General features: G+C 70.2%; 26 protein-coding genes and 1 pseudogene. 18 read left to right on the top strand and 9 right to left on the bottom strand.

All coding sequences use genetic code 11. The features are described 5' to 3' along the window. Positions 1-3: 3 nt before the first annotated feature. The 4 genes and pseudogenes from ACFYO0_RS07915 to ACFYO0_RS07900 all read left to right on the top strand — a co-directional run. A pseudogene (locus ACFYO0_RS07915) lies at positions 4-918 on the top strand (hypothetical protein); the annotation flags it as partial. 287 nt (positions 919-1,205) lie between these two features. Further along, positions 1,206-1,460, top strand: coding sequence for a Trm112 family protein (locus tag ACFYO0_RS07910; protein WP_388672304.1), 255 nt, complete (start codon positions 1,206-1,208; stop codon positions 1,458-1,460). Beyond that, positions 1,457-2,386, top strand: a complete 930-nt coding sequence (locus tag ACFYO0_RS07905; protein WP_388672301.1) for an FkbM family methyltransferase — start codon at positions 1,457-1,459, stop codon at positions 2,384-2,386. Before ACFYO0_RS07910 ends, ACFYO0_RS07905 begins: the two co-directional genes overlap by 4 nt. Continuing rightward, positions 2,274-2,894: a hypothetical protein gene (locus ACFYO0_RS07900; RefSeq protein ID WP_388672298.1), complete on the top strand. Its 621-nt coding sequence runs from the start codon at positions 2,274-2,276 to the stop codon at positions 2,892-2,894. Before ACFYO0_RS07905 ends, ACFYO0_RS07900 begins: the two co-directional genes overlap by 113 nt. Here the strand turns inward: ACFYO0_RS07900 and ACFYO0_RS07895 are convergent. After that, entirely contained in the window at positions 2,878-3,786 is a 909-nt protein-coding gene (locus ACFYO0_RS07895) for a RimK family alpha-L-glutamate ligase (protein WP_388672295.1), read from the bottom strand. The two genes, ACFYO0_RS07900 and ACFYO0_RS07895, sit on opposite strands and share 17 nt — an antisense overlap. A gap of 163 nt (positions 3,787-3,949) precedes the next feature. On the opposite strand from ACFYO0_RS07895, the gene ACFYO0_RS07890 reads away from it, so the two are divergent. Continuing rightward, on the top strand, positions 3,950-5,017 hold the full coding sequence (locus ACFYO0_RS07890; RefSeq protein WP_388672292.1) for a MerR family transcriptional regulator: 1,068 nt from the start codon (positions 3,950-3,952) through the stop codon (positions 5,015-5,017). A 19-nt stretch (positions 5,018-5,036) separates the two neighbouring features. On the opposite strand, the gene ACFYO0_RS07885 is transcribed toward ACFYO0_RS07890, so the two are convergent. After that, positions 5,037-5,462, bottom strand: coding sequence for a GyrI-like domain-containing protein (locus tag ACFYO0_RS07885; protein ID WP_388672289.1), 426 nt, complete (start codon positions 5,460-5,462; stop codon positions 5,037-5,039). A gap of 83 nt (positions 5,463-5,545) precedes the next feature. Beyond that, on the bottom strand, positions 5,546-6,214 hold the full coding sequence (locus ACFYO0_RS07880; protein ID WP_388672286.1) for a hypothetical protein: 669 nt from the start codon (positions 6,212-6,214) through the stop codon (positions 5,546-5,548). 359 nt (positions 6,215-6,573) lie between these two features. Here ACFYO0_RS07880 and ACFYO0_RS07875 point away from each other — a divergent pair, with 359 nt between their 5' ends. The 4 genes from ACFYO0_RS07875 to ACFYO0_RS07860 all read left to right on the top strand — a co-directional run bounded on the left by ACFYO0_RS07875 (position 6,574) and on the right by ACFYO0_RS07860 (position 10,337). Beyond that, entirely contained in the window at positions 6,574-7,275 is a 702-nt protein-coding gene (locus ACFYO0_RS07875; RefSeq protein ID WP_388672283.1) for a 2-phosphosulfolactate phosphatase, read from the top strand. A gap of 150 nt (positions 7,276-7,425) precedes the next feature. Next, the gene (locus ACFYO0_RS07870) at positions 7,426-7,788 is read left to right on the top strand and encodes a DUF4180 domain-containing protein (RefSeq protein WP_388672280.1); all 363 of its coding nucleotides are present in this window, start codon (positions 7,426-7,428) and stop codon (positions 7,786-7,788) included. A gap of 415 nt (positions 7,789-8,203) precedes the next feature. Beyond that, positions 8,204-9,670: an alpha/beta hydrolase gene (locus ACFYO0_RS07865; protein WP_388672277.1), complete on the top strand. Its 1,467-nt coding sequence runs from the start codon at positions 8,204-8,206 to the stop codon at positions 9,668-9,670. A gap of 13 nt (positions 9,671-9,683) precedes the next feature. After that, positions 9,684-10,337 (top strand): hypothetical protein, encoded by a 654-nt coding sequence (locus tag ACFYO0_RS07860; RefSeq protein WP_388672274.1) that lies wholly within the window; start codon positions 9,684-9,686, stop codon positions 10,335-10,337. A 60-nt stretch (positions 10,338-10,397) separates the two neighbouring features. Here ACFYO0_RS07860 and ACFYO0_RS07855 read toward each other — a convergent pair whose 3' ends face one another. Then, complete coding sequence (locus tag ACFYO0_RS07855; RefSeq protein ID WP_388672271.1) at positions 10,398-10,793, bottom strand: cupin domain-containing protein; 396 nt, start codon at positions 10,791-10,793, stop codon at positions 10,398-10,400. A 52-nt stretch (positions 10,794-10,845) separates the two neighbouring features. Between ACFYO0_RS07855 and ACFYO0_RS07850 the strand changes: the two genes are divergently transcribed. Beyond that, positions 10,846-11,838 carry a GlxA family transcriptional regulator gene (locus ACFYO0_RS07850; protein ID WP_388672268.1) on the top strand — a complete coding sequence of 331 codons (993 nt, stop codon included), beginning with the start codon at positions 10,846-10,848 and terminating at the stop codon, positions 11,836-11,838. A gap of 86 nt (positions 11,839-11,924) precedes the next feature. Here the strand turns inward: ACFYO0_RS07850 and ACFYO0_RS07845 are convergent, their stop codons facing one another. Both ACFYO0_RS07845 and ACFYO0_RS07840 read right to left on the bottom strand, forming a co-directional pair. After that, entirely contained in the window at positions 11,925-12,665 is a 741-nt protein-coding gene (locus tag ACFYO0_RS07845; protein ID WP_388672762.1) for a Type 1 glutamine amidotransferase-like domain-containing protein, read from the bottom strand. 96 nt (positions 12,666-12,761) lie between these two features. Next, positions 12,762-13,478 carry a FadR/GntR family transcriptional regulator gene (locus ACFYO0_RS07840; protein ID WP_388672265.1) on the bottom strand — a complete coding sequence of 239 codons (717 nt, stop codon included), beginning with the start codon at positions 13,476-13,478 and terminating at the stop codon, positions 12,762-12,764. Between the two features lie 185 nt (positions 13,479-13,663). On the opposite strand from ACFYO0_RS07840, the gene ACFYO0_RS07835 reads away from it, so the two are divergent. The 6 genes from ACFYO0_RS07835 to ACFYO0_RS07810 all read left to right on the top strand — a co-directional run bounded on the left by ACFYO0_RS07835 (position 13,664) and on the right by ACFYO0_RS07810 (position 20,176). Next, positions 13,664-15,043 carry an SLC13 family permease gene (locus ACFYO0_RS07835; RefSeq protein WP_388672262.1) on the top strand — a complete coding sequence of 460 codons (1,380 nt, stop codon included), beginning with the start codon at positions 13,664-13,666 and terminating at the stop codon, positions 15,041-15,043. Positions 15,044-15,153: 110 nt separating this feature from the next. Then, positions 15,154-16,638, top strand: coding sequence for an acyl-CoA synthetase (locus ACFYO0_RS07830; RefSeq protein ID WP_388672259.1), 1,485 nt, complete (start codon positions 15,154-15,156; stop codon positions 16,636-16,638). A gap of 7 nt (positions 16,639-16,645) precedes the next feature. Then, a complete protein-coding gene (locus ACFYO0_RS07825) occupies positions 16,646-18,022 on the top strand; it encodes a carboxyl transferase domain-containing protein (protein ID WP_388672256.1) in 1,377 nt (458 codons plus the stop codon). Positions 18,023-18,123: 101 nt separating this feature from the next. After that, on the top strand, positions 18,124-18,477 hold the full coding sequence (locus tag ACFYO0_RS07820) for a CU044_2847 family protein (protein WP_388672253.1): 354 nt from the start codon (positions 18,124-18,126) through the stop codon (positions 18,475-18,477). A 100-nt stretch (positions 18,478-18,577) separates the two neighbouring features. Next, positions 18,578-19,012, top strand: a complete 435-nt coding sequence (locus tag ACFYO0_RS07815; RefSeq protein ID WP_388672250.1) for an HAD family hydrolase — start codon at positions 18,578-18,580, stop codon at positions 19,010-19,012. Between the two features lie 126 nt (positions 19,013-19,138). Continuing rightward, entirely contained in the window at positions 19,139-20,176 is a 1,038-nt protein-coding gene (locus ACFYO0_RS07810; RefSeq protein WP_388672247.1) for a rod shape-determining protein, read from the top strand. Positions 20,177-20,236: 60 nt separating this feature from the next. On the opposite strand, the gene ACFYO0_RS07805 is transcribed toward ACFYO0_RS07810, so the two are convergent. After that, positions 20,237-20,815: a hypothetical protein gene (locus ACFYO0_RS07805; RefSeq protein WP_388672244.1), complete on the bottom strand. Its 579-nt coding sequence runs from the start codon at positions 20,813-20,815 to the stop codon at positions 20,237-20,239. Positions 20,816-21,289: 474 nt separating this feature from the next. Beyond that, entirely contained in the window at positions 21,290-21,940 is a 651-nt protein-coding gene (locus ACFYO0_RS07800) for a phosphoribosyltransferase (RefSeq protein ID WP_388672241.1), read from the bottom strand. Between the two features lie 174 nt (positions 21,941-22,114). On the opposite strand from ACFYO0_RS07800, the gene ACFYO0_RS07795 reads away from it, so the two are divergent. Next, positions 22,115-22,534 (top strand): CBS domain-containing protein, encoded by a 420-nt coding sequence (locus ACFYO0_RS07795; RefSeq protein WP_388672238.1) that lies wholly within the window; start codon positions 22,115-22,117, stop codon positions 22,532-22,534. A 104-nt stretch (positions 22,535-22,638) separates the two neighbouring features. Beyond that, a complete protein-coding gene (locus ACFYO0_RS07790) occupies positions 22,639-23,100 on the top strand; it encodes an archease (protein ID WP_388672760.1) in 462 nt (153 codons plus the stop codon). 25 nt (positions 23,101-23,125) lie between these two features. Here ACFYO0_RS07790 and ACFYO0_RS07785 read toward each other — a convergent pair whose 3' ends face one another. After that, the gene (locus ACFYO0_RS07785) at positions 23,126-24,544 is read right to left on the bottom strand and encodes an RtcB family protein (RefSeq protein WP_388672235.1); all 1,419 of its coding nucleotides are present in this window, start codon (positions 24,542-24,544) and stop codon (positions 23,126-23,128) included. Positions 24,545-24,636 lie beyond the last annotated feature (92 nt).

Here is a 24,636-nt window from a genome sequence, read left to right as displayed (position 1 = left end):
CCCATGTGGTGGGGGGTAGCCGCGGCGCTGCTGGCGAACGTTCTGTACAGCACCGGTTTCGTCCTGGAGAAACGGGCGCTGGCGGCCATGCCCTCGGTGAACGTCCGCGAACCCGCGCGGCTGCTGCGCCTCGTCCTCGGCAGCCCACTGTGGATCGGCGGCTCCCTCGCTTTGGCCAGCGGCTTCGGTGCCCAGCTCGTCGTCTACCGCACCCTGCCGATCGCCGCCGCCCAGGGCATCTTCGTCTCCGGCCTCGTCATCCTCGTCCTGCTCTCCTCGGTACTCCTCGGCGAGGAGACCTCCGGCCGCGAGCGGTACGCACTCGGCGCCATCCTCGCCGCCCTGCTGATGGTCGTGCTGTCGCTGAACGAACGCTCCGACACGGTCAGCCGCAGCGCCCCCGTCTCGATGATCCTGCTGGTCTGCCTGCCGACCCTGGCGATGGGCGTCTGGCTGTACGGATCCGCCGAGCACCGTGCCCGCCGTCGGCACCGTATGCCGACCACGGGGGTCGAATACGGCGTGGCGGTGGGCCTGTTGTACGGGGTGAGCTCGCTGGCCATCAAGGGCGTGTCGAGCTACCTGACGACAAGCGGCCTCGGCGGTGCGGTACTTGACCTGCTGGTCTCCCCGTATCCCTACATCCTGCTGTTCACCGGCGCGTTCGGCCTGATCATGTCGCAGGCGGCGCTGCAACGCTGCCGGGCCTCGCTGATCGTGCCGGTCTGTACGACGGTGACCTGCCTGTTCACGGCGGTGCTCGGCACGCTCGCGTTCGGCGAGGCGCTTCCCGAGGACCCGGTGCGGCTCGCGCTGCGCCTCGGCGGTACGGCGCTGGCGGTCTCCGTACTCCTCGCGATGCCCAAGCACGACCCGCCGGCGAAGCCGGAGCCCCGGCCCTCGGAGCCGGAACCGCCGTCGGAACCGGAACGGCCGTCGGAACCGGAACGGCCGGAACACGAGCCCCTCTCGGACTCCGAACGACCCTCGGAGTCCGCGCAGTCACCGCCGGAACCCGACTCCCCATCGGAGCCGGCGCAGCCACCCTCGGAACCCGATTCCCCATCGGAGACCGAACCGGCACCCTCGGAACCCGACTCCCCATCGGAGACCGAACCGGCACCCTCGGAACCCGACTCCCCATCGGAGACCGAACCGGCGCCAGAGCCCGAACGCCCCACCTCCACCCGAGAGTTGACCCCACCATGAACCCTGACGACCCACTCCTGAAGATCCTGGCGTGCCCGCTGGACAAAGGGCCTTTGCACCTCCTCGTACAGGAACCCGAGGAGCCGGGCGACGCCCTCTACAACCCACGGCTGCAACGCCGTTACCCGATCGTCGACGGCATACCCCAGCTCCTCCCGTCCTCCGGCGAGCAGGTGACGGAGGACGAGCACGAGGAGCTACTGCTGCGTATAACTGGGAGCACCCCCCAGACCCCCGGGATCACCCCATGACCCTGGCCGCCCGCCTCGCCCCCTTCATCCCCCTGCGCCTCGTCGCCGCGGCGGCCCGGCTCGTCTACCCGCGCTTCGAGCCCGAGCTGGCCCGGCTCCCCGAGCTGTGCCCGCCGGACTGCGGCACGGCCGTGGACGTCGGCGGCTGGTACGGCCCCTGGACGCGCCGTCTGTCGGACCGGGCCCGCCGCGTCGTGACCGTAGAGCCGGTACCGCACCTGGCCCGCCTGCTGACCGACGCCACCCCCGGCAACGTGCGGGTGGTCCGCGCCGCCGCCAGCGACCGCCGGGGCACCGCCCGGCTCTGGCTGCCGCCCGGCGACCAGGGCGACCGAGGCGTCTCCTCACTCATCCGCCGGGACATCCACGCCCGCGCCCTGGACGTCCCCTGTCTCACCCTCGACAGCCTGGACCTCCACGACGTCGGCTTCGTCAAGATCGACGTCGACGGCAACGAACTCGCGGTCCTGCGCGGCGCCACCGCCCTGCTGACCCGCGACCGGCCGGCCCTGTTCATCGAACTGGAGGCCCGCATCCAGCCGATCGCCCCGGTCGTCTCCCACCTGGCCCAGCACGGCTACGAGGGCTGGGTCCTGCCCGGCGACACCTGGCTCCCCCTGTCCTCCTTCGACTTAGAGGCCCACCAGGCACGCGCCTCCCACGTCGTCTCCCAGGGCCTGCTCCGCCGGGTGCTGCCGTTCCGTGGCCACCGCTACGTCCGCTACGTCAACTCCGTCCTGTTCCTCCCCGACGGCCGCCACCCGGGCGAGCGACCCGTACGCGACGAGCGACCCGTACGCGAGGATGGGACGCATGCCCGCCGCGAAGCGACCCACCGGCCCGTTCACCCGGCTCGACTTCCAGCTCGTCCTGCTGCGCCGCATGGCCGACCACAATCCGGACCTGGTCGAGGAAGCCCGTCATGAGCTGGGCGTCTCGATCGCCGAGATGCGCGAGTCCAACCGCCGCTGGCAGGCGATGATCCGTGGCCCCCGCTCCCGCTCGGCCACCTCGCGGTACCACTCCGTCCTCGGCCAGCCGGAGGCGGTGGCGACCCGGAAGATCGGCGACCTGGAGTGCGAGGCCCGGCTCTGGCCCGTACCCCTGTGGCCGGATCTCCGCTTCGAGGTGCTCCTCGCCCCGAACGGAGTGGTCTGGAACGAGTGGCTGGTACGGGCGCCGGGCGCGGCGGGGCCTTCCTTGCGCACGCTCGACGACCTGACCCCCTGGTCCTGCACGGTGGACGAGGCGGCCCGCGCCTTCGCTCCCGCCCGGCCGCTGGAGGGAACCGCGCCGACGAGGTGGGGACTGAGATTCCAGGCACCGGACTCGTCGGGCGTACGACGGGACTGCGTGGCGGAGTTCACCTGGGGGCTGTTGCAGCGGGTGGCCGTGAGCGGCGGCGAGGGCGTCGCCGTCAGCGGGCGGCCTTGACGATCGCCTCCGCGGCCACCGGCACCGAGTCCGTGTGCAGCGAGAGGAAGAGGTTCGGCTCGATCAGCTCCAGCTCCATCACTCGGGGCTCGCCGTCGTCCCCGTCCACGAGGTCCACGCGCGCGTAGAGCAGCTCGGGTTCGCCGGGTACGGCCGCCAACGCCCGTTCGGCGACGGCAAGTTCGGCAGGGGTCGGCTGCCAGGGCCGGAGGTTGGGGTGCGGGACCTTGTCCTCGTCGTACGCAGTCCCGGGTTCGAGGACGGCGCCCTTGCGTATGGCATGGAGGAAACGCCCGCCGAAGAACTGGAGGGCCCGTTCACCCGCCGTATCGATGCTCCGTACGTACGGCTGCACGATCGCGGTCAGCTCCTCCGCGTGCATCCGCGCGAGATGGCGTACGGCTGTCTCGTGTTCCCCGGGCGCGTAACGGGCGGCGAACCGGGCCCCCGCCCCCGAGGTGGGCTTGATGACGTACTCCTGCTCCTCGGGCAGATCGACCGGATCGCCCGGAGCGAGAAAGTGCGTGTCGACGACAGGCACCCCGGCTGCGCTCAGGTCCCCCAGGTACCGCTTGTCGGCGTTCCAGCGCACGACGTCGGCCGGATTGGCGAGCGTCGTTGCCTGTCCGCACCGCTCGGCCCACGCCACGAACTCGGCGGACCGCCAGGTGTAGTCCCAGGTGGACCGGATGACGGCAAGATCGAAGTCACCCCACCCGACGTCCGGGTCGTCCCAGCACACGACGACCGCCTCGGCCCCGGCCTCCTCCACCGCGCCCGCGAGCACCGGCAGGTCGCGGTCGTAACCGGTCTCCCGCACCTCCCGGCAGGTGACGAGTGCGATGCGGGTGCTGCGTGTCACGGGGACTCCTTGTCCGTACGTCGATTCCATACGTCGATTCCAGCGATTCGGCCCGCAGGCTAACAATCTGACCGGAACCGAGGCACCTGCATTTGACCTTCCCCTTTGGGGAGGCCACAGCATCGGTGGCAAGACGAGGAACGACCGGCCCGGCTCGCGAGGTGGGCGCATGGAGATCGCGCATGGAGGTCGCATGGAAATGCTGACGATAGGGGCGTTCGCCAAGGCGTGCCGACTATCACCGAAGGCGCTTCGGCTGTACGACGAGCTGGAGTTGCTGCGGCCCGCGCGGGTGGACCCGGAGAGCGGGTACCGCTACTACGCGCCGGAGCAGTTGGAGCAGGCGCGTCTGGTGGCGTGGCTGCGGCGGCTCGGGATGCCGCTGGCCCGGATACGGGAGGTCTGCGCGCTCGAACCGGCGTCCGCCGCGACGGAGATCCGCGCGTACTGGGCGCGGGTCGAAGCCGAGACGGCGGCCCGCCGTGACCTGGCGGCCTTCCTCGTCGACCACCTTTCACAGGTTCCGAGGAAGGACACCACCATGCTGGAACTGCGTTACGCCGCCCTCTCCGACACGGGCCTCGTCCGCCCCGCCAACCAGGACACGGCATACGCGGGCACCCGCGTCCTGGCCGTCGCGGACGGCTTCGGCCCTGCGGGAGCCCCCGCCAGTACGGCCGCGGTCGAGGCCCTCAAGTTCCTCGACGCCGAGCCGCTTCCGGCGGGCAGTGTCCTCAACCTCCTGGAGGACGCTGTCCAGGGCGCGACACAGGCGGTCCAGGACGTGACCCAGGACCCGAAGGAGGACGGCACCACGCTCACCGCGATGCTCTGGACCGGCTCCCAGCTGGCTCTGGTCCACATCGGCGACAGCCGCGCCTACCTCCTGCGCGACGGCTCCCTCTTCCAGATCACCCACGACCACACGATGGTCCAGTCGATGATCGACGAGGGCCGCCTCACCCTGGAGGAGGCCATGGCGCACCCCCAACGCGCGCTTCTCCTCAAGGCGCTGACGGGCGCGGGCCCGGCTACCGCTCCGGACGTACGGCTGCACGACGCGCTTCCGGGCGACCGCTATCTCCTCTGCTCCGACGGCCTCTCCGGGGTCGTCCCGGACTCGGATATCCAGGAGACCCTGACCACGATTCCCTCGCCGGAACAGGCAGTTCGCGCCTTGGTCATCGCGGCGAACAACTCCGGCGGCCCGGACAACGTGAGTTGTGTGGTGGCCGACGTGGTGACGACCGAATCGCGCTGAGCGCGGGGCTGAGCTGTTGTCACGACCGGATCGGAAGCCACAGCTCGATCCGGTCGTGCCGACAGTAGAACTCGACCAGGGGCCGGGCGTCATCGGCCGGCAGCATCGCCTCCAGCTCGGCCATCCCGTCGGCGATTCGCCCATAGATCTGGGGAGGGTCGCCGACAAGGCGACCGCGCAGGTAGGAGCCTCCTGGCAAGGTGCCGAGCTGCAGACCCAAAAGGGCGGGGCGGTCGTCCTCCTTCACCGGCGTGCAGACCGTGTAGGTGTTCTGGCGTACGTCGATCTGCGCGTACATCTTGCGTCCGCGCAGCCCGACCAGCTTCTCGAACGACGGCCAGAGCTGCTGTATTTGGGGCAGCTCATCGACGGTGGTCTGCTGCATGACAGTGACGTCCGACCGCTGAATGCGATCGGGCGGAGCGGAGAATACGGATGGTGTCATGGCACCGAATACAAGCACTCGGCACTGACATCCGGCCCGGCCGAACCGGCGGGCGGGCGTATGCGGTCACCGCCCGTCAGGAATTAGGAATTCGGCGACGCGAGGCAGTAAGTGAGGTCGTGGAAGGTGCCGGCCTTGGCGTTGAAGTCGGGGGGCTTGCTGTAGAAGAGGGCGGCTGCGTTCGGATCGCCGTACGAGGTGGACTGGCGGCACGCGTCGGGGCCGCTACCCGTGACGATCCGCTCGAGGCGCACCACGGCTTTCAAGTCCGTGCACTCCACGCGCGGTCCGTTGGCCACGCGCACGTCGAACCCGCTGTAGCAGTTGCCCTCCTTGCCGTAGAGCATCAGGCACAGGCTCGGCTTCTCGTTGCGGAAGTCGAAGCCGGTGTAATCGTCCCTGATGCACAGATCCGACTTACCGTTCGGCACCAGCCTGGTCACCCGGGCCACCGCGTTCCGGTTGGCACAGTCGACCACCCAGACCTCCCCGCCCTGGCGGGGCTCGTCGGAGCCGACGCAGTCGCCCTCCCGCGGGGTGGTGGTCGGCCGGATGTCGGCCTGCGACGAGGGCTGGTCGGAGTCGGACGAGGAGCGATCCGACGGGCTGCGGTCGGACGGGGCAGAGGACGGCGTGCTCGTGGCGTCGGTTGGTGTGCTGCTCGCCGCGTCGGGCCGGGTCTCGGTCCCGCACGCGGTCGGCAGAGCGGCCGCTACAAGGCCGCCGACGAACAAGGGGACTTGCTTCCGCATCACGACTCCGGGGTGGCTCGGCGGACCATCGATGGTGTTCGCGATACGCGTCTACACGGCATTCCGGGGACCGGTCCCCGCGCCCACCTGCCCCTGGAGATGAGCCGTAGCTATGCCCGGCATAAGCACCCTACAGAGGGTCCATAACGTGCCCGTCCTGATGTGCGCCACACGAGGTGACTGTGTCTTGTGCCCTCAGAGGCCGTGTGCGAGTGACCCCGTGTGGCGATTGAGCAGGCGGGTCGTTGCCGACCACTTTCGCGACCCAGGCAGTCCGAAGTGTTGCATTCCGAGACCGTCGATGTGATGCGTATCACTCTCTGGATGCTTCAGGTCAGGCATGCGCGATCATGATCGGAATGGACGCTCGTTTCCTTGGCATCGCTGAGCTGGTCGAAGCCCCGTCCGTGGCGGTCGTGGTCGACGTCATGCGTGCTTTCACCGTGGCCCCCTGGGCCTTTGCCCAGGGGGCGGAAAAGATCGTTCTTGCTGAGTCGTTGGACGAAGCCCTGGCGCTCAAGGCTCGCCACCCGGATTGGGTGACGCTCAAAGACGGTCCACCCGCGCCCGGGTTCGACATGGTCAACTCGCCGGGCCTCCTGCAGTCTATCGACCTTGGCGGACGGACCGTTGTGCAGAAGACCACGGCAGGGACGGTCGGCGCCCTTGCGGTCAAGGAGGCGTCGCTGGTGCTGTGCGCCAGCTTCGTAGTGGCGGAGGCAACGGCTCGGCTCTTGCGGACGCACGCGAGTGACAGTGTCACGTTCGTCGTCACTGGCGACCACGGGCAGGCCGATGAAGATCTGGCATGTGCTCAATACATCGCTCGGAGGACCACAGAGACTGGGACGGATGCTGCTGAGTTCCTCCGCCGCGCTGCCGAGTCGCGCGCCGCCGCCGAACTGGCGGAGGGGGTGCGTCAAGGAGTCCATCCTGATGACGTTGCGCTCTGTCTTGAGGTCGACCGGTTTCCCTTTGCCATGGTGGCGACCTTGGAAGGCTCACTCATGGTCCTGCGTCCACGCGCGATGCCTTCGCTGACTGACGAGGACCCGGTCTGATCGCTGGTGAGGTCTGCTTTCAGACGGTCCGCGAGTTGGCCGACGACTTCGGCGTCACCGAGCATGTGCCGGGCAAGACAGTGTGGGCCTCCTTCAAAGTCGCGACCGTGTAGGTGAACCTTCTCTCGGCTGCTTCGTAGCCTGGGCGCCATGACCACCCTGCAGAAGATTCATGACGTGCCCGTCCTGATGTGCGCCCCCGAGGGCGAACCCATCCGCAGCGAACGCGACGCCCTGGATTTCATCGGCGATGCCGGGTATCAGGGCGCCCAGTGGGCCGTCATCCCCGCGGAACGGTTCGAGGACGCTTTCTTCCAGTTGAGCACGCGTGTCGCCGGAGGGATCATCCAGAAGTTCGTCCAGTACGGCGTGGGGATCGTCGTCCTCGGTGATATCTCCCGTCATACGGAAGCGAGTTCGGCGCTGCGGGACTTTGTCCGTGAGTGCAATCGCGGGCGGCAGACGTGGTTTCTGGCCGATGTGGAGGAGCTGAAGGAGCGGCTCAAGAGGTAGAGAGGCCCGGCCCGTTGGTGTGTCCTGCGCGTACGGGCTTCCGTGCGCGCAGGACACGTGCGGCAACGCGGCCGTCCAGAAGGCGACAGTGACACCACGTCATGCTCCCTCCTGACGAACGTCACTGCGAAGTGATGACACCACGCCCTGCCAGGCGAGGGTGAAGGCGGCTGAGATGGATGCATGACCTCGGCACCCGTCACGGACGCTGAGGGTCTGAACCTCACCCAGACGACGTCCACTCCGTGAAAGGGCTGCCCCACGCGCTCGGCCTGGCCGCCCTCGACCTCTGCAACCCCGCCCAGATCGACGTGCTGGTCCGCATGAACGGCTAGCGGCGGTGCCGTCCCATGCCCGTCCGTTCCGGCGCCCCGTGCGCCCCGTGCGCCCCGTGCGCCCCTCAGGAGGACATCAGATGCACCGAACCTTGTCCCTCGCCCTCGCCGCCACCGCGGTGGCGGTGACCGCGATTCCGGGAGTGTCGGTGGCGGCGACGCCGGACACCGTGCGGTGGGGTCCGTGCCCGGAGAAGGCTGCCTCGGAGAAGGCCGCCTTACCCCGTCTCGAGTGCTCGACGCTCAAAGTCCCGCTGGACTACCGCAATCCCGACGGCCGACAGATAGAGATCGCGATCTCCCGGCTGGCGAGCGAGGAACCCTCAAAGCGCCGCGGCGTGCTGCTGACCAGTCCAGGCGGCCCCGGCATCACGGGACTCGGCTACCCGGCCGTTCTCGCCGGCTCAGGGCTGCCGCAGAAGGTGCTGGACTCCTACGACCTGATCGGCTTCGACCCGCGCGGCGTCGGCCGCAGCACGCGGGTGACCTGCGATCTGACGCCGGAGCAGCAGGAACGCGGCAACCTCCCGCCGTACGCGCACACCGCGGCCGATGTCGCGCGGGAGGCGGGGAACGCGCGGACCATCGCGGAGCAGTGCGCCACCTCGCGGACGGCGTGGATGCTGCCGCACACCACCACCGCGAACACCGCGCGCGACATGGACCGGATCCGGGCGGCGCTGGGCGAGCCGAAGCTCTCGTACCTCGGTGCCTCCTACGGCTCCTACCTCGGTGCGGTGTACACGACGATGTTCCCGGGGCGCAGCGACCGGATCGTGCTCGACAGCAACCTGGGCCCCGGCGGTTACGACGTCACGGCCATGCGGATGCTCGCCCGTGGACTGGAGGACCGGTTCCCGGATTTCGCGGCGTTCGCGGCCGCGCGCCCCGAATACGGCCTGGGCACCACACCGGAGCAGGTGACCGCGAAGTTCTTCGATCTCGCGGAGCGGTTGGAGTCGAAACCGGTCCAGGGCATCGACGGGACGTTGTTCCGCGGGATCACGTTCGACCGCCTCTACCTCGATGCGAACATGCCCGTGCTGGCCGAGTTCTGGCAGGCGCTCGACACCGACCGGCCGGTGCCGCCCAGCCCGCCGTTGGCGGACATGGAGAACTTCATGTCCAGCCGTTTTTACGTGATATGCGGTGACAGTCGCTGGCCGGGGACGGTCCGGGAGTATCAGCGGAACGTCGCGGTCGACCGGCTGGAATACCCGATGCTGGGCGGGTCCTCGGCCGGCATCGGACCGTGCGCGTTCTGGCCGGGCGAGCGGGTCGAGCCGCCGGTGCGCATCGGTGACCGGGGCCCGTCGAACGTGCTCATGGTGCAGAACGAGCGCGACCCGGGGACCCCGCTGGCAGGCGCCCAGGAGCTGCGGCGGGCGTTCGGGAAGCGGGCCACGATGGTGACGGCCGACCAGGGCGGGCACGGTGTCTATCCGTTCGGCGCCAACACCTGCGCGAAGGACGCGGCGACGGCGTTCCTGACCACCGGGCAGCGCCCGGCGCGGGACCTCGCCTGCGCGGCGGAACCCGGCAAGTAACAGGAGTGGAGACATGCTCAGGCAGTGGCGGCATCGGCGGGCTGTGCAGCGGGTCAAGCCCGGGGACGGGCGACCGTTGAAGCGTTTCCGCTGGTGGCAGATGCTTACCCGCGCGCTGTTCCATCTTCGGCTGATGAGCGACGACGGCCGGCAGACGGTCTATTCCGTCGAGGTCAGGCATCAGAATCAGTCGGAGGGCTACGTCAAGGCCCATCTGTACCTCGATGGCAGGCATCACGCCGAGTCCAAAGTCCCTGCCGTCTTCCCCGTCCAGGGCGGCAACGTCGAAGTGAGGACGAGCGGCTTCGGGCTCAAGCGCTGCCACTACGTCACCGCCGAGGGGGCCGAGCACCAACTCGTCCCGGACCCCGCCTCCGCCGAGGGGCGCCGCGCGCGCCTCGACCGATCGCACCCGGCACTGAGCCGCTGTATCGGTTCCCTCTCGTCGATCGTGCTCGTCGTCGGCCTGGTTCTCCTGATCCTTCAGCTCATCGAACAGGTCACCCGGGCGCCGGAGGGCGTCGCCCAGTACGTCGGGACCTTCACCTCGCCCATTGATCTACCGGCATGGGGCAACGCCGTGGTCGGGCTCGTTACTGTGGCGGCCAGCACCGAGCGGGCGCTGCGGCTGCGATACAGCTGGCTGCTCGACGGCGGGGCGGGCTGAGCTTGACGTATACCTGGGCCCCGGCGGATGAGCGCTTTGAGGCGCCGCAAGCCTGTCAGCTCAGGTGCCGAGTGTGTGCCCGGTCGTTGCGTCCACGTGGTCCGGGACCTCATCGTGGCGATCGCCGACGGTCAGCGTCCCTGAGGGCTCGAACACGAGGATCGCGGCGCCGGACGGAGCGTACGGCTTGTGCTCCGTACCTCGGGGGACGGTGAAGACCGCCCCCTGCGGGAGCAGGACCGTGCGCTCCCCATCGGCCTCGCGCAAGGAGATGTGAAGCTCTCCGTCGAGTACCAGGAAGAACTCGTCGGTGTCGTCGTGGACGTGCCAGACATGTTCGCCCTCGACCTTGGCGATGCGGACGTCATAGTCGTTGACGCGCGTGACGATACGGGGGCTCCACAGGGCATCGAAGGAGGCCAGAGCCTTGCTGAGGGAGATGGGTTCGTTACTCATGGGCTCATCCTGAGCCGTCTTGTATGGCCGAGGTGAGTGCTAGAAATTGCGCATGGCGAAAGAATCCTCGCACGCACTGCGCTCGGCGGGCGTACACCGGGTCGTCGTGATCGTCGACGAGAACTCGAATCCCTTCGAACTCGGTTGCGCGACGGAGATCTTCGGTCTGCGCAGACCGGAGATCGGCCGTGATCTCTACGACTTCAGGCTCTGCTCCCCCGAGCCCCGCACCCTGATGAGGGACGGATTCTTCACTCTCACGGGAGTCGCCGGTCTGGAAGCGGCCGACACGGCGGACACCTTGATCGTCCCCAACCGTCCCGACGTCGAGGTGCCCCGCCGCCCCGCCGTGCTCGATGCCGTCCGACGGGCGCACGCGCGCGGCGCGCGCCTGGTCGGCTTCTGCAGCGGCGCGTTCACACTGGCCGAGGCCGGAGTTCTCGACGGGCGCCGGGCCACCGCGCACTGGCAGTGGGCGGATTCCTTCCGGATGCGCTTCCCTGCTGTCCGCCTCGAACCAGACGTGCTGTTCGTGGACGACGGTGACATCCTCACCGCTGCGGGGAGCGCGGCCGCGCTCGATCTCGGGCTGCATGTGGTCCGCCGCGACTACGGCGCGGAGGTTGCCAACTCGGTGAGTCGACGACTGGTTTTCGCGGCACACCGGGACGGCGGGCAGCAGCAGTTCGTGGAGCGGCCCATGCCCGACCTGCCTGACGAGTCCCTGGCGCCCCTCTTGGCCTGGGCGCAGGAACGGCTGGACTCACCGCTCACGGTCTCTGACCTTGCGTCGCGCGCGGCGGTCAGTGCGGCGACGCTGCATCGCCGCTTCCGGACACAACTGGGAACGACGCCGTTGACGTGGCTCACGGGGGAACGAATCGCCTTGGCATGCCGGTTGATCGAACGAGGTGAGTCCCGCTTCGAGATGGTCGCGCGGCGCAGCGGGCTTGGCACCGCTGCCAATTTGCGCACGCTGATGCGCCGCGAGACGGGCATCACTCCGTCGGCATACAGGCGTCGGTTCGGGCCGGAGGCGAATTGACGGCGGGGCATCCCGCATCCCCCTCCGGCACGGCACGGGACGTTCCTCGGACCCCTGCCCAACGCCCAACATCCGTGCACAGCAAGTCAGTTGACCATAGGCAAACGGCGCGGCTCAACGCGTTCCTCGACGGCCGAGTCGCCGTCGCGGGTTACGACATACGCTCCCTTGCCGGGCAACTCGGTTACGGCTTCGGTCAGTTCGGTGCCGCGGTAGACCAGGCCCACTCCGTCGTCGGTGCAGTGCGTGACGGGCAGGGTGCCGTTCGCGACGAGGCTGTGGACCAGGGGGCGGCGGCCGGGGTCGGTGTCGTAGTGGACGCCGTTGCCGTAGGGGAGGAAGCCCAACGCGTTGGTGAGCGGGCGGAGTTCGGGGCCGAAGGAGTCCGTGGTGCCGCCCTGGAACCAGCACATCGAGCCCGCGCTGACCCCGCTGAGGACGACGCCCGAGCGCCAGGCCCGGCGGAGGATGTCGTCCAGGCCGTGTACCCGCCACACCGCGAGGAGGTTCGCCACCGAGCCGCCCATGACCCAGATTACGTCCTGGTCCAGGACGGCGCCCTCCACATCCTCGTGGTTGGGCATCGGGAAGAGCTGGAGGGGCGTGAGGTCGAAGCCCGCCACGCGTGCGGCCTCGGACATGCGGGCGGTGAAGTGCTCGGCGTCGCCTATCGCCGTGCCGACGTACATGACGCGTGGGCGGCGGCCGTGGGCGCCCGAGAGTTCGACCGCGTGGTGCACCAGGGCGTCGAACATCACCATGGTCCGGCCGCCGCCGGCTCGGTGGCCGCCGGAGGTGGCGAGGATGGTGGGCTCCCGTCCGTTCACGGGAGAGGGAGAAAGAGACGGAGAAGGGGTGGTGGCGGGGGCGGGTCCGGGTGCGGGGACGGGTGCGGTCATGACGGGGGATCGTAACGAGCTCTGTCAGGCCGTTGGGTCGTCGTCCTCCGGGTCCCAGTCCAGCAGGCGTACCTTCGCCACCGTGCGGACGTGGCGGCGCATCGCCGTGGCCGCCTGCCTCGGGCGGCGGTCGGCGATCGCGTCGAGGATCGCGTGGTGCTGGGCCAGGGAGCGGGTGGGGCGGCCCGGCTGGCGGAGGGATTCGTTGCGGCTCTCGGTGATCTGGTCGGCGATGGAGCGCATGAACTCGGCGAGGATGCTGCTGTGGGCCGCCGCCGTGACCGCGGCGTGGAAGAGCCGGTCGCCCTCCACTCCGTGGGCGCCTTCCTCGATCTCGCGTGCCATGTGGTCGAGGGCCTGGCGCAGGGCGGCGAGATCGTCGTCCGTGCGGCGCTCGGCGGCGAGCTCGGCGAGCTTGGTCTCCAGGGCCTCGCGGGCTTCGAGTACGTCGGGGAGGCGCCGACGGCGTTCGACGAGCCGTTCGACGGGTTCCACGTCGAGGCTGTCGCGGACCAGATACGTACCGCCACCGTGCCGGGCCTCGACCAGGCCCTGGACCTCCAGGACCACGATCGCCTGCTTCACGGAGGCGCGGCTGACACCGAGACGGGCCGCCAGGTCGCGCTCGGGCGGCAGACGGTCACCGGCGCGCAGACCGCCCTCGGCGACGTACTGGCGCAGCCGCTCCAGCACCTGCTCGTAGAGGCGCTGTTTCGTCATGGGGCGCAGGGCTTCGGTCATGAGGTCCCCCTTCGTCGGGAGCCTAGCACCGTGGTCCACTGGTCCATTGGCTCAGCCAATTCTTGCGCGACCCCTTGACGTCCGTACGTGTCGCACTCACGCTGTCCAGCGACCTAAGTGGTTCAGCCACTTGGCCAATCAGCCAGCCCTTCATGCCACTCCGGGGCCCAAGGACGGGAGCCCGTATGTCCGCCGAACTGATATCGATCCTCGTACTCGTCGTGGTGTTCGTGATCGCCACCACCCGCTCCATCAACATGGGCGCGCTCGCCTTCGCCGCCGCGTTCGGGGTCGGCGAACTCGTCGCGGACCTCAACGCCGACGAGATCTTCGCGGGCTTTCCCGGTGACCTCTTCGTCGTGCTCGTCGGGGTGACGTACCTGTTCGCGATCGCCCGCGCCAACGGCACCACCGACTGGCTCGTGCACGCCTCGATCCGGCTCGTACGCGGCCGGGTCGCGCTGATCCCGTGGGTGATGTTCGTGATCACGGGGGCACTCACCGCCATCGGCGCGGTCAGTCCGGCCGCGGTCGCGATCGTGGCGCCGATCGCGCTGAGTTTCGCGGCGCGGTACGGGATCAGCCCGCTGCTGATGGGCGCGATGGTGGTGCACGGGGCGCAGGGCGGCGGCTTCTCGCCGATCAGCATCTACGGATCGATCGTCAACGGGATCGTGGAGCGCGAGAACCTGCCGGGCAACGAGATCGCCCTCTTCCTGGCCTCCCTGCTCGCCAACCTGGTCATCGCGGGTGTGGTGTTCGTGCTCTTCGGCGGGCTGAAGCTGTGGGCGCAGGGGGCGGTGACGCCGGACGAGCCCTCCAAGGACGCCTCTGACGAGGGCGGCCTTCCGGAGGGCGGTTCCGGACCGCAACCCGCTGGTACCGCTGCCGGCACGGGTACCGGCACCGGCAGCAACACCGCCGTAGCCACCCGCCCCGACGCACCCACCAAGCCCGACACCACCCGCCTCACCCCGGCCCGGATCGCCACGCTCACCTCGCTCGTCGCCCTCGTCGTAGCCGTCCTTGCCTTCGACCTGGACGCCGGTCTGACCGCGATCACCCTCGCCGTCGTGCTGAGCACCGCCTGGCCGGAGGACAGCCGCAACGCGGTCGGCCAGATCGCCTGGTCGACGGTCCTGCTGATCTGCGGTGTCCTCACGTACGTCGGTGTCCTGGACGAGATGGGCACCATCACCTGGGCCGGTGAGGGCGTCAGCGGCATCGGCGTCCCGCTGCTGGCCGCGGTCCTGCTCTGCTACATCGGCGCGATCGTCTCGGCGTTCGCCTCGTCCGTCGGGATCATGGGCGCCCTGATCCCCCTCGCCGTGCCCTTCCTCGCGCAGGGCGAGATCGGGGCGGTCGGCATGGTGGCCGCACTGGCCGTGTCGGCGACCGTCGTGGACGTGAGCCCCTTCTCGACGAACGGCGCGCTGGTACTGGCCGCGGCGCCGGACGTCGACCGCGAGCGTTTCTTCAGGCAGCTGATGGTGTACGGAGGGATCGTGGTGGCGGCGGTACCCGCGGTGGCGTGGCTGGTGATGGTGGTGCCCAACTGGGGATGACCTGTGGATGACCTGGGGATTCCCCGGGGAGACCTGAGGATGCCGACGACGCCATGAGTGACGTACCGCCATGAGCCACGTAGCGACGAACGACCAAGGAGTAACGACGCGTGTCCCCTCTCTTCCCGGCCCTGACCGAGGCCTCCGCGGACCCGGACGGACCTGGTGCGCACCGGCCCGCCCTGCGCTTCGGCAACCGTTCCCTGACGTACGGCGAGCTGGCCGGCGTGGCCGCGCCCCTGGCCGAGCGCATCGCGGGAGCGGGCCGGATCGCCGTCTGGGCCACGCCCACCCTGGAGACCGCGGTCGCCGTGGTCGCCGCACTGCTGGCCGGCGTTCCCGCCGTACCGCTCAACCCGAAGTCGGGCGAGAGCGAGCTGGGGCACATCGTGTCGGACAGCGCGCCGACGCTGGTGCTCGCCGGATCCGGTGACCAACTCCCCTCGGCACTGGGCGGGTTGGGGCGCGTCGACGTCGACGTACGTGCCACGCGGACGCCCCGCGCGCCTGGAGACCCCAGCCCCGAAACCCCCGCCCTGATCGTCTACACCTCCGGCACCACCGGCCCGCCCAAGGGCGCCGTCATCCCCCGCAGGGCCATCGCCGCCACCCTGGACGCCCTCGCGGACGCCTGGCAGTGGACGGGCGACGACGTACTTGTGCACGGACTCCCCCTCTTCCATGTGCACGGCCTGATCCTCGGCGTCCTCGGCCCGCTGCGCCGCGGCGGATCGGTCCGTCACCTGGGCAGGTTCGAAACTGCGGGCGTGGCAAGGGAGTTGAACGAGGGCGCCACGATGTTGTTCGGGGTGCCGACGATGTACCACCGGATCGCGGAGGCGTTGCCCGACGACCCGGCTCTCGCGAAGTCCCTGGGGAAGGCACGACTGCTCGTGTCGGGCTCCGCGGCTCTGCCCGTGCACGACCACGAGCGGATCGCGGCGGCGACCGGACGCCGGGTCATCGAGCGGTACGGGATGACGGAGACCCTGATGAACACCAGTGTCCGTGCCGACGGGGAGCCGCGCGCGGGCACGGTCGGCGTTCCACTGCCGGGTGTGGAGCTGCGGCTGACGGAAGACGACGGGGTGACGGCCGTCGAGGCGTACGACGGGGAGACGGTGGGCGAGATCCAGGTTCGCGGGCCGAACCTCTTCACCGAGTACCTGAACCGGCCCGACGCGACGGCGGCGGCGTTCACGCAGGACGGATGGTTCCGCACGGGTGACATGGCCGTGCTCGACCCCGACGGCTATGTACGCATCGTCGGCCGCAAGGCCACCGACCTCATCAAGAGCGGCGGTTACAAGATCGGGGCGGGTGAGATCGAGAACGCGCTTCTGGAGCACCCGGGCGTGCGCGAGGCCGCGGTCACCGGTGAGCCCGACGCGGACCTCGGCGAGCGGATCGTGGCGTGGATCGTGCCGGACACGGAGACGGGCTCGGCTCAATCACCGCCCTCCACCGAGGAGTTGGCGGACCATGTGGCCCGTCGCCTGGCGCCCCACAAGCGTCCGCGCGTCGTCCGTTACCTCGACGCCCTGCCCCGCAACGACATGGGCAAGATCATGAAGCGCGCGCTGCCCCATGACTGACGGTCCCATGAGCGACGTGACCGGCGTACGGCGCTTGACGGCTCGCGAGGCGATCGGCCTCGTGGCCGACGGTTTCACCGAACTCCCGGCCCCGACGAGCGAGTACGCACCCGACGGCCCGCTGTCCTGGCACGGCTACGACGCAGCGCGCTCCCGCGCCGCCGAACGCACCGGCGAGGAGGAGTCCGTCGTCTGCGGCAGGGCGCGGGTCGGCGGGACGGCCGCCGTGCTGATCTCGTTCGAGTTCGGCTTCCTGGGCGGGTCGCTCGGGGAGCGCACCGGGGACCGGCTGGAGGCGGCGTACACGTACGCGCGTGAGCACCGCCTCCCCGTCGTGTCCCTCGTGGCGACGGGCGGCAGCCGAATGCAGGAGGGCATGCGCGCGCTGGTCCAACTCCAGCGTGTGGCACGGCAGTCGGCGCTCACCCGCGCGGTGGGCCTGCCGCAGCTCGCGGTGCTGCGGGATCCGACGACGGGCGGCGGCTGGGCCACGCTGGGCGCGGGCGCCGACGTGATCCTCGCGCTGCCGGGCGCCCAGGTCGGTTTCGCGGGTTCCCGGGTCCGTCCGCCGGACGCGGACCCGGCGTCGTACACGGCGGAGGCGCAACTGGCGGCGGGTTCGATCGATGCGGTGGTTCCCCCGGAGGCGCTACCCGGGGTACTGGAGCTCTGGCTGCGCCTGCTGACCCGCCCGTCGACGACACCCGCCCCTCCCCCGCCCGCCCTGGGCCGGGCCGGCCTCCCCGCCACCGGCCGTGAGGCGGTCGACAACGCCCGCTCCCCTCGACGACCCCGTGCCCAGGCCTACTTGGACGCGTACTTCACCCACCGCGCGCCGATCAGCGGCGACCGCACCGGCGGCGGCACCTACCCCGGCACCAGTCCCGACCCCGGAATGCTCTGCGGCTTCGGCGAACACGACGGCCGCACGATCGCCTACGCGGCCCAGACGAGCACCGCCACCCGCCCCGCCGGCTATCGCACTGCCGCCCGTCTGATCCGTCTGGCGGACCAACTCGGCATCCCCGTACTGACGTTGGTGGACACCCCGGGCGCAGCCAACGACGCGGAGGCGGAACGTCAGGGCGCGGGCGCGGCGATAGCGGATCTGTTCGCCGCCGTGGCCGCCGCGCGCACGCCCCTCACCAGCCTCCTGATCGGCGAGGGCGGCTCGGGCGGCGCCCTCGCCCTCGCCGCTCCGGACAACACCTGGGCCACACCGGACAGTTACTTCTCGGTGATCGCACCTGAGCTGGCGGCTGCGATCCTCAAGCGGCCGACGGAACAGGTGACAGCGACCGCGGACGAACTCCGGATCCGGCCGCAGGACTTGGTGGAGCTGGGGGTCGTAAAGGGCGTCGTGAGTCCCGACGAGAACGAATGACCGCCCTGGGCCACGGAATCCGTGACAAGCCGCGACAACCACAAGTACCGTCCGTGACAATGAGGTTGATCGAGAGTCGCTGACGAAGGACCGGGGGCGTCATGGAAGGCTTGGTGGAGTTCAAGACCAACGACGGAGTCGTGATCACCGTCGAGGGCATCGAGGACGTCTCCGGTCACCAGATGGTCTCGCGCCGCGACGACGGTACGGTCCAGGCGACCCGCACCTTCGAGGGTGCCCTGGACGGAGTGCGCGCGGCGGCCGAGTCAGCGCTCCGGGTCTTCCGGGACGGCTCGCTGCGGCCCGATTCCGTGGAGCTCGAGTTCGGGGTGAAACTCACGGCGGAGGCGGGTGCGTTGATCGCCAAGAGTGGGGCCGAAGGGCATCTGCTGCTCCGGCTCTCCTGGTCACCCGGGCAGGCTGACGGCTCCTCGGAGACCGCCCGGTCGTCATGACGAGCGCCTCCTGGCACGCCAGAATCAGCTGCGGGCGCGACACCGGCGCCGGTTTTCTGGTCACCGAGCGGCACGTCCTGACCTGCGCCCATGTCGTCGCGTGCAGCAGCACAGCGCCCTCACGGCCCGGCCCACCCTTCATGCCGACGCGCTGGTCCGCACACTGGCCGCCACCGGACGCGGTCCCGCCATCGTCTCGGACAACTCGCACCGGGCCGTCACCACCTACCTGGAGTCACGCGGCCTGATCGGCTCAGCGACCGGCGGAGTCCACGGGCGCGCGCCGGACCTCACCCTGCTGATGCCGCACCCCGACTGTCTGCTCCGAGCCCTGGACCAGCTGGACGCCTCCGCCCCGGACGCCGTACTCATCGGCTCCTCCGTCGCCGAGCTGACCGCCGCGAACGCGATCGGCCTCCCCTTCATCGGCTACGCCCACACCTCCGACCGCGAGGGGCGCCTGACCCGGGCGGGCTGCCAACAGACCGCCGGCTCCCTCGCGCCGGTACTCGAAGCGATCCGCGCCGCCGGCTGAGGCCACCCGTCCAGCGGCACCCCACCCGGCCCATCACAACAGGCGGACCCCCGAGCGTCCGCGCACGATGCCAAGGAGGACCGTCACCCGGCGGTCCCACGGTCTGCGCTCTCGGGAGGACCTGCCATGACCGCCAGTCTGGAGCAGTTGCGCCGCTGTCATTTCGCCGTCGACCTGGGGGCGGCGAGGACCCGCGTGTATGTGAAGGGTGCCGGGCTGGTCGTGGACCAGCCGAGTGTGGCCGCCGTCAATACGAGGACCGGCGCGCTGATCGCGGTCGGCGAGCTGGCCGAGAAAATGACCGGGCGTACGCCCGATTACATCCGTGTCGTCAAGCCCGTGTCCGGCGGCACGGTCGTCGACATCGACATGGCGCAGCGGATGCTGCGGCAGCTGCTCGGCGAACGCCTCCGCCGCACACTGCGCCGTAAGCCGCGCCTGCGCGCTGCCGCCTGTACGCCGCACGACGCCGACCCGCTCGCCCGGCGCGCGGCGGTCGAGACGCTGGTCGGGCTCGGGGCGTGGCGGGTCGAGTTGGTGGACACCATGATCGCGGCGGCGGTCGGCTGCGGGCTGCCCGTGGAGCAGCCCGAGGCGACCATGATCATGGTGTGCGGGGCGGCGGCCACGCAGGTCGCCGTTCTCTCCCTCGGTTCGGTCGTGAACGCCGAGCGCATCCCCGTCGGCGGCGAGGTCGTCGACCACGCGATCGTCCAGTATCTGCGCCATGAGCACGAGTTGTTGCTGCCGAGTCAGTCCGTACGTCCCTTGCAGCTCGCCCTGTCGGGCAACGGTCTCACCCGGGAGGGACCCGCCCGCACCGAGATCCACGGCCGGGACGTGGCCACGGGGCTCGCCCGCTCCGTACACGTGGACACGGCCGCCGTACGCAATGCCATCCAGACCCCGCTCACGGCGGTGCTCGACGGGATCGGCAAGGTGCTGCGCGACTGTCCGCCGGATCTGGTGGCCGACCTCGCGGACCGCGGGATCATGATGGTCGGCGGCAGCGCCCTGCTGCCCGGGTTCGACCATATGCTGCGGGCCGCGACCGGCATGCCGGTGCACATCGCCGAACGTCCCGACGTGTGCGCCGCCCTCGGCCTGGGCGCGATGCTGGAGGGCAGGCTCCGGCCGCTGGCCCTCGATCCGGTGTCGACCTGAGCGGACACGCCGGTGCCGCCGGCCGGCATGGGGTGAGGTGGCGGTCAGCCCGTATTGCGGTCAGCCCGTCCTTCCGCCCCAGCGCAGGTCGGCGCGCTCCCACTCCGCGTCCCAGTCCCGCATACGGCGCCGGTCGAGGCGTACGCGCACGGTCCAGGCGGCCAGCCAGACGGCGCCGCCCGCGCCCGTCGCGGCCAGCAGGCCCGCCGATACCGTTTGCAGGACCGCTTCCGCCTCGTTGAGGGGCTTTGCCATCAGGGTGCCGTTCCGGTCGGTCCAGACCGTCGTCCCGGTGCCTTTCCGGGCTTCGGGTTTGACCTGGGCCTCGCCGGTGCGGGACGTACCGTCCGGTGTCTTCCAGCGGACGGTGGCCCAGACCAGGTCGTCGCCCACCGACTCGGTCGGTGACCTCTCCGGGGCGTTCTCGGTGAGCACCGCCGCCACGGGGCGGCGTTCCTCCCGCTGCCGGTCCACGCTCCGGTTGACCACCTCGGCCGTCGCCAGCCCCGCGATCAGGCCGCCCACCAGGGCGAACAGCCATGCGCCGAGTACCAACCAGGCCTCGACGACGTCCACGCGCCGCCGGAGCGGGTTGCTCCGCCAGCGCCACAGCCTCACCGTCGTACGCGTTCTCGCCATCGGCCAGCACCCCCTTGTGAGCACCGACGGCAGGCACCTCATCAGGTGTCCTACCAGTGTGCGCCCAAGAGCGGCACGGAGCACTCGGGCGGTCGCGGGGGCTCCTGATCCCGCGGACGGCGGGTCGAGAAGCGTCAATTGCCCTGATTCCGTACGCTGATCCACTTCTGGCGGCGTGACCAGTAAGCGAGCGTGAGTCATGGGTGAACGACAGCCGATGCCGGGGGTTGTACTGGCAGGGGACGTGCTGGCGGGGGATGTGCCGGAGCCACAGTTCCCTGCGGGCTCTCCTCTCTCTCCGTTGGGAGAACCGCAGGCGTTGATCGAGGAGTTCGCGCGGGAACTGAGCCGGGGGTTGCGGACGAGCCGCCTCCGATCGTGGGGGGCGGCTTCCTCCGAGGGTTGAGCAGGAGGTTCGTCGTCGGGTGCGGGTTGGTTGTGGTTGCTCGGCTTGGAGTGGCACTGCCCGCAGGGCTACGCCTTGGTGTGGACGCTGCGCAGGGTATCGATCACCTCACGGTCGGACAGCTGGCCGAAGTCCACGTACCACTCCCCTACGGCGTAGAAGTGCTCGGGCCGGTGGAGGCAGATCACGTCGTCGGCCTCGTGCTGGCGTACGACGCCGAGTCCGGAGCAGACCGGTATGGCGAGCTCCAGCCGTGCGGGCGAGCCGCGGCGCAGGTGGAGGAGGGCGGCGCGGGCCGTGACGCCGGTGGCCAGGCCGTCGTCGACCAGGATCACTGTCCGGTCCCGTATCCGGAGAGCGGGGCGTCCCTCGCGGTAGAGCTGCTCCAGGCGGTGGACCTCCGCGCGCTGCCAGGCGACGGCCTGCGTGAACTCGTACTCGGTCATGTCCAGCAGCGCCAGCGCCTCCTGGTCGAACACCGGCGGATCCTCGCCCACGACCGCGCCGACTCCGGCCTCCGGCTGCCCCGGTGCGCCGATCTTGCGCACCACGAGCACGTCCAGCGGCGCGCGCAGGGCGTGCGCGATCTCCGCCGCGACGGGGACACCGCCGCGGGGCAGGGCCAGCACGAGGGGGTCGACGAAACCGCCGCCTTCAGCCCGTAGCAGCAGCGCCGCCGCGAGTTCCTGTCCCGCCTGCCGACGGTTCTGGAAACGCATGATGCCCGCCTTCTTTCCGCCACGTCCGCCCGGCTGTGGGGCCCTGCGAGTACCCGGGCGGCCGGGTCTTCACGCGCGCATGGAGGAACATCCGCCGGGTACTCGTCGCTCGACCGAGCACCGATTTATCAGGACATTTACGGTGCTCATCCCGGGAGTCACACGGAGGTAGCCATGGCGAAGAACGTCCGGGAAGTCATGACAGCGGAACCGGTGACGGTGACCGAGCGGACCACACTCCCCGAGGTCGCCAAGCTCATGCGGGAGAAGAACATCGGCGACGTCTTCATCACCGAGGAGGACCACGTACGCGGCCTGGTGACCGATCGCGATCTGGTGATCCGGGCCATGGCCGAGGACCGGGACCCCGCAGCCACCCCCGTCCGCGAGGTGTGCAGCACCGATCTGGTCACGGTCTCCCCGCAGGACGACATCGACCAGGCGGTGCGGCTGATGCGGGAGCACGCCCTGCGGCGGCTGCCCGTCGTGGAGGAGGGCCACCTCGTCGGTGCCCTCAGCATCGGCGACCTGGCCGTCGAACGCGACCCGCGCTCCGCGCTCGCCGACATCAGCTCGGCGGAGCCGAACACGTAGGACAGGCAGGGCAGCCGTACGTCGTCGGCACGCAGTCGGCTCCTTCTGCTTCTTCTGCGTGCCGGCGACACATGCGTACGGGGCAAACGGGGCACCCGGTGCACATGGTCGGCGAGACGTACGACGACAGGCAGGCACGTGCGCAGGGCGAGAGCGGCCACCGGCTGGTGCCGCACACCGCGGACGTGCGGATCGAGGCGTGGGGCACGACCCGGGAGAACTGCCTGGTCGAGGCCGTGCATGGGATGGTCGATTGCTTCGCCGACGTCTCCGCCGCACGGCCGACGGCGGTACAGCGCGCCCAGCTGTCCGGGAACTGCGACGACGATCTCCTGGCCGCCCTCCTCGACGAGGTGGTCTACCGCCTCGAAGTACCGGGCCAGGTCCCCGTGGACGTCGAGCTGGAGGCGGAGACTCCCGGCAGCTCCGTCGACGTGCGACTGGCGGTCGCCGACCTGTCGGATGTGGAGATCACGGGCGCCGTACCCAAGGCCGTGTCGTGGCATGAACTGCACATCGAGCCGGGTCCGTACGGCTGGACCTGCGCGGTGACGATCGATGTGTGAGGGGTGAGTACGGGTGAGAGGGCCCTCAACCCTTCACCACACCCAGCGGAACCAATCGCGCGACCGTGCGGCACAGCCCCGCTCCCTCGCTCGCCGCCACTACCGCGCCGACGTCCTTGTACGCCTCCGGGGTCTCCTCCGCAAGCCCGCGCAGCGACCGCGGGCGTACCGCGATGCCGCCCCGTTCCAGCCGGGCCCGCAGCTCCTTCCCGGCGACCGTCCGCGCGGCCTGGTGACGGCTCATCACCCGGCCCGCGCCGTGGCAGGTGGAGTGGAAGGCGTCGCCGCCGGGGACTCCGGCAAGTACGTACGAGGCCGTGCCCATGGTGCCGGGGATCAGCACCGGCTGACCGAACTCCCTTATGTCTTCGGGTAGTTCGCTGTGCCCCGGCGGGAAGGCCCGGGTGGCGCCCTTTCGGTGCACGCACAGCCGGCGCCGGGTCCCGTCCACCGTGTGGGTCTCGATCTTGGCGAGGTTGTGGGAGACGTCGTACACGAGGGACAGCCGGGCGCGGGCGGCGCGGTGGAAGATCCGGCGGGCGGCGTCGGACAGCAACTGGCGGTTCGCACGGCCGTAGTTGGCGGCGGCGGCCATCGCGCCGAGGTACGCCCGTCCCTCGGGCGAGTCGACCGGCGTACAGGCCAGCTGCCGGTCGGGCACGGTGATGCCGTAGCGGTTCATGGCCCGGTCCATCGCGCGTACGTGATCGGTGCAGATCTGGTGCCCGAGCCCTCGTGAACCACAGTGGATCATCACGCAGACCTGGTCGCGGGCGAGCCCGAACGCGGCGGCGACCGGCTCGTCGTACACCTCGACGACCTGCTGGACCTCGAGGAAGTGGTTGGCGGACCCGAGGCTGCCGACCTGGCCGAGACCGCGTTCCCGGGCCCGCCCGCTGACCTGCGCCCCATCGGCGTCGGCGACCGCGCCGCCGTCCTCGCAGCGGGCGAGGTCGCGACCCTCGCCGTGACCGCGTTCCACGGCGTACCGGGAACCGCCGTCCAGGATCCGCTCCAGGTCCCCGGGCCCGCTCAGGTGCCACACCCCTCCGGGGCCCGCACCGCGCGGGATCGCCCGGTCGAGGCCGTCCATGACGTCGGGCAGCGCGGGCCCCAGCGACCGCCGGTCACCGTCGGCGGCCAGCAGCCGCACCCCGCACGAGATGTCGAAGCCGACCCCGCCGGGCGAGACGACGCCCCCGTCGTCCACGTCGGTCGCCGCCACGCCGCCGATGGGAAAGCCGTAGCCCCAGTGGATGTCCGGCATGGCGTACGAGGCCTCGACGATGCCCGGCAGCGTGGCCACGTTGACGACCTGCTCCAGCGACTTCTCGGCGTCCTGGAGCAGCTCATGGGACGCGAACACGATCCCGGGCACGCGCATGTCGCCTCGCGGTTCGATCCGAAAGCGGTACGGACGCTCCTCGACGAGGTTGAGTTCCATGGCGGCCTCCCGGGGGTGCGTCGGCGTCGCGGCGCACGCTGCGGGTACCCGGGGCCGGTTCGGGGAACCGGGGGTTCGGGGAATCCTGGTCT

Origin of the sequence: Streptomyces sp. NPDC006365 (assembly GCF_042870755.1) — a bacterium.
Lineage (GTDB): Bacteria > Actinomycetota > Actinomycetes > Streptomycetales > Streptomycetaceae > Streptomyces > Streptomyces xiangluensis.
Note: the sequence above shows the minus strand (reverse complement) of the source record. Positions and strands in the feature narration are given on the sequence as shown.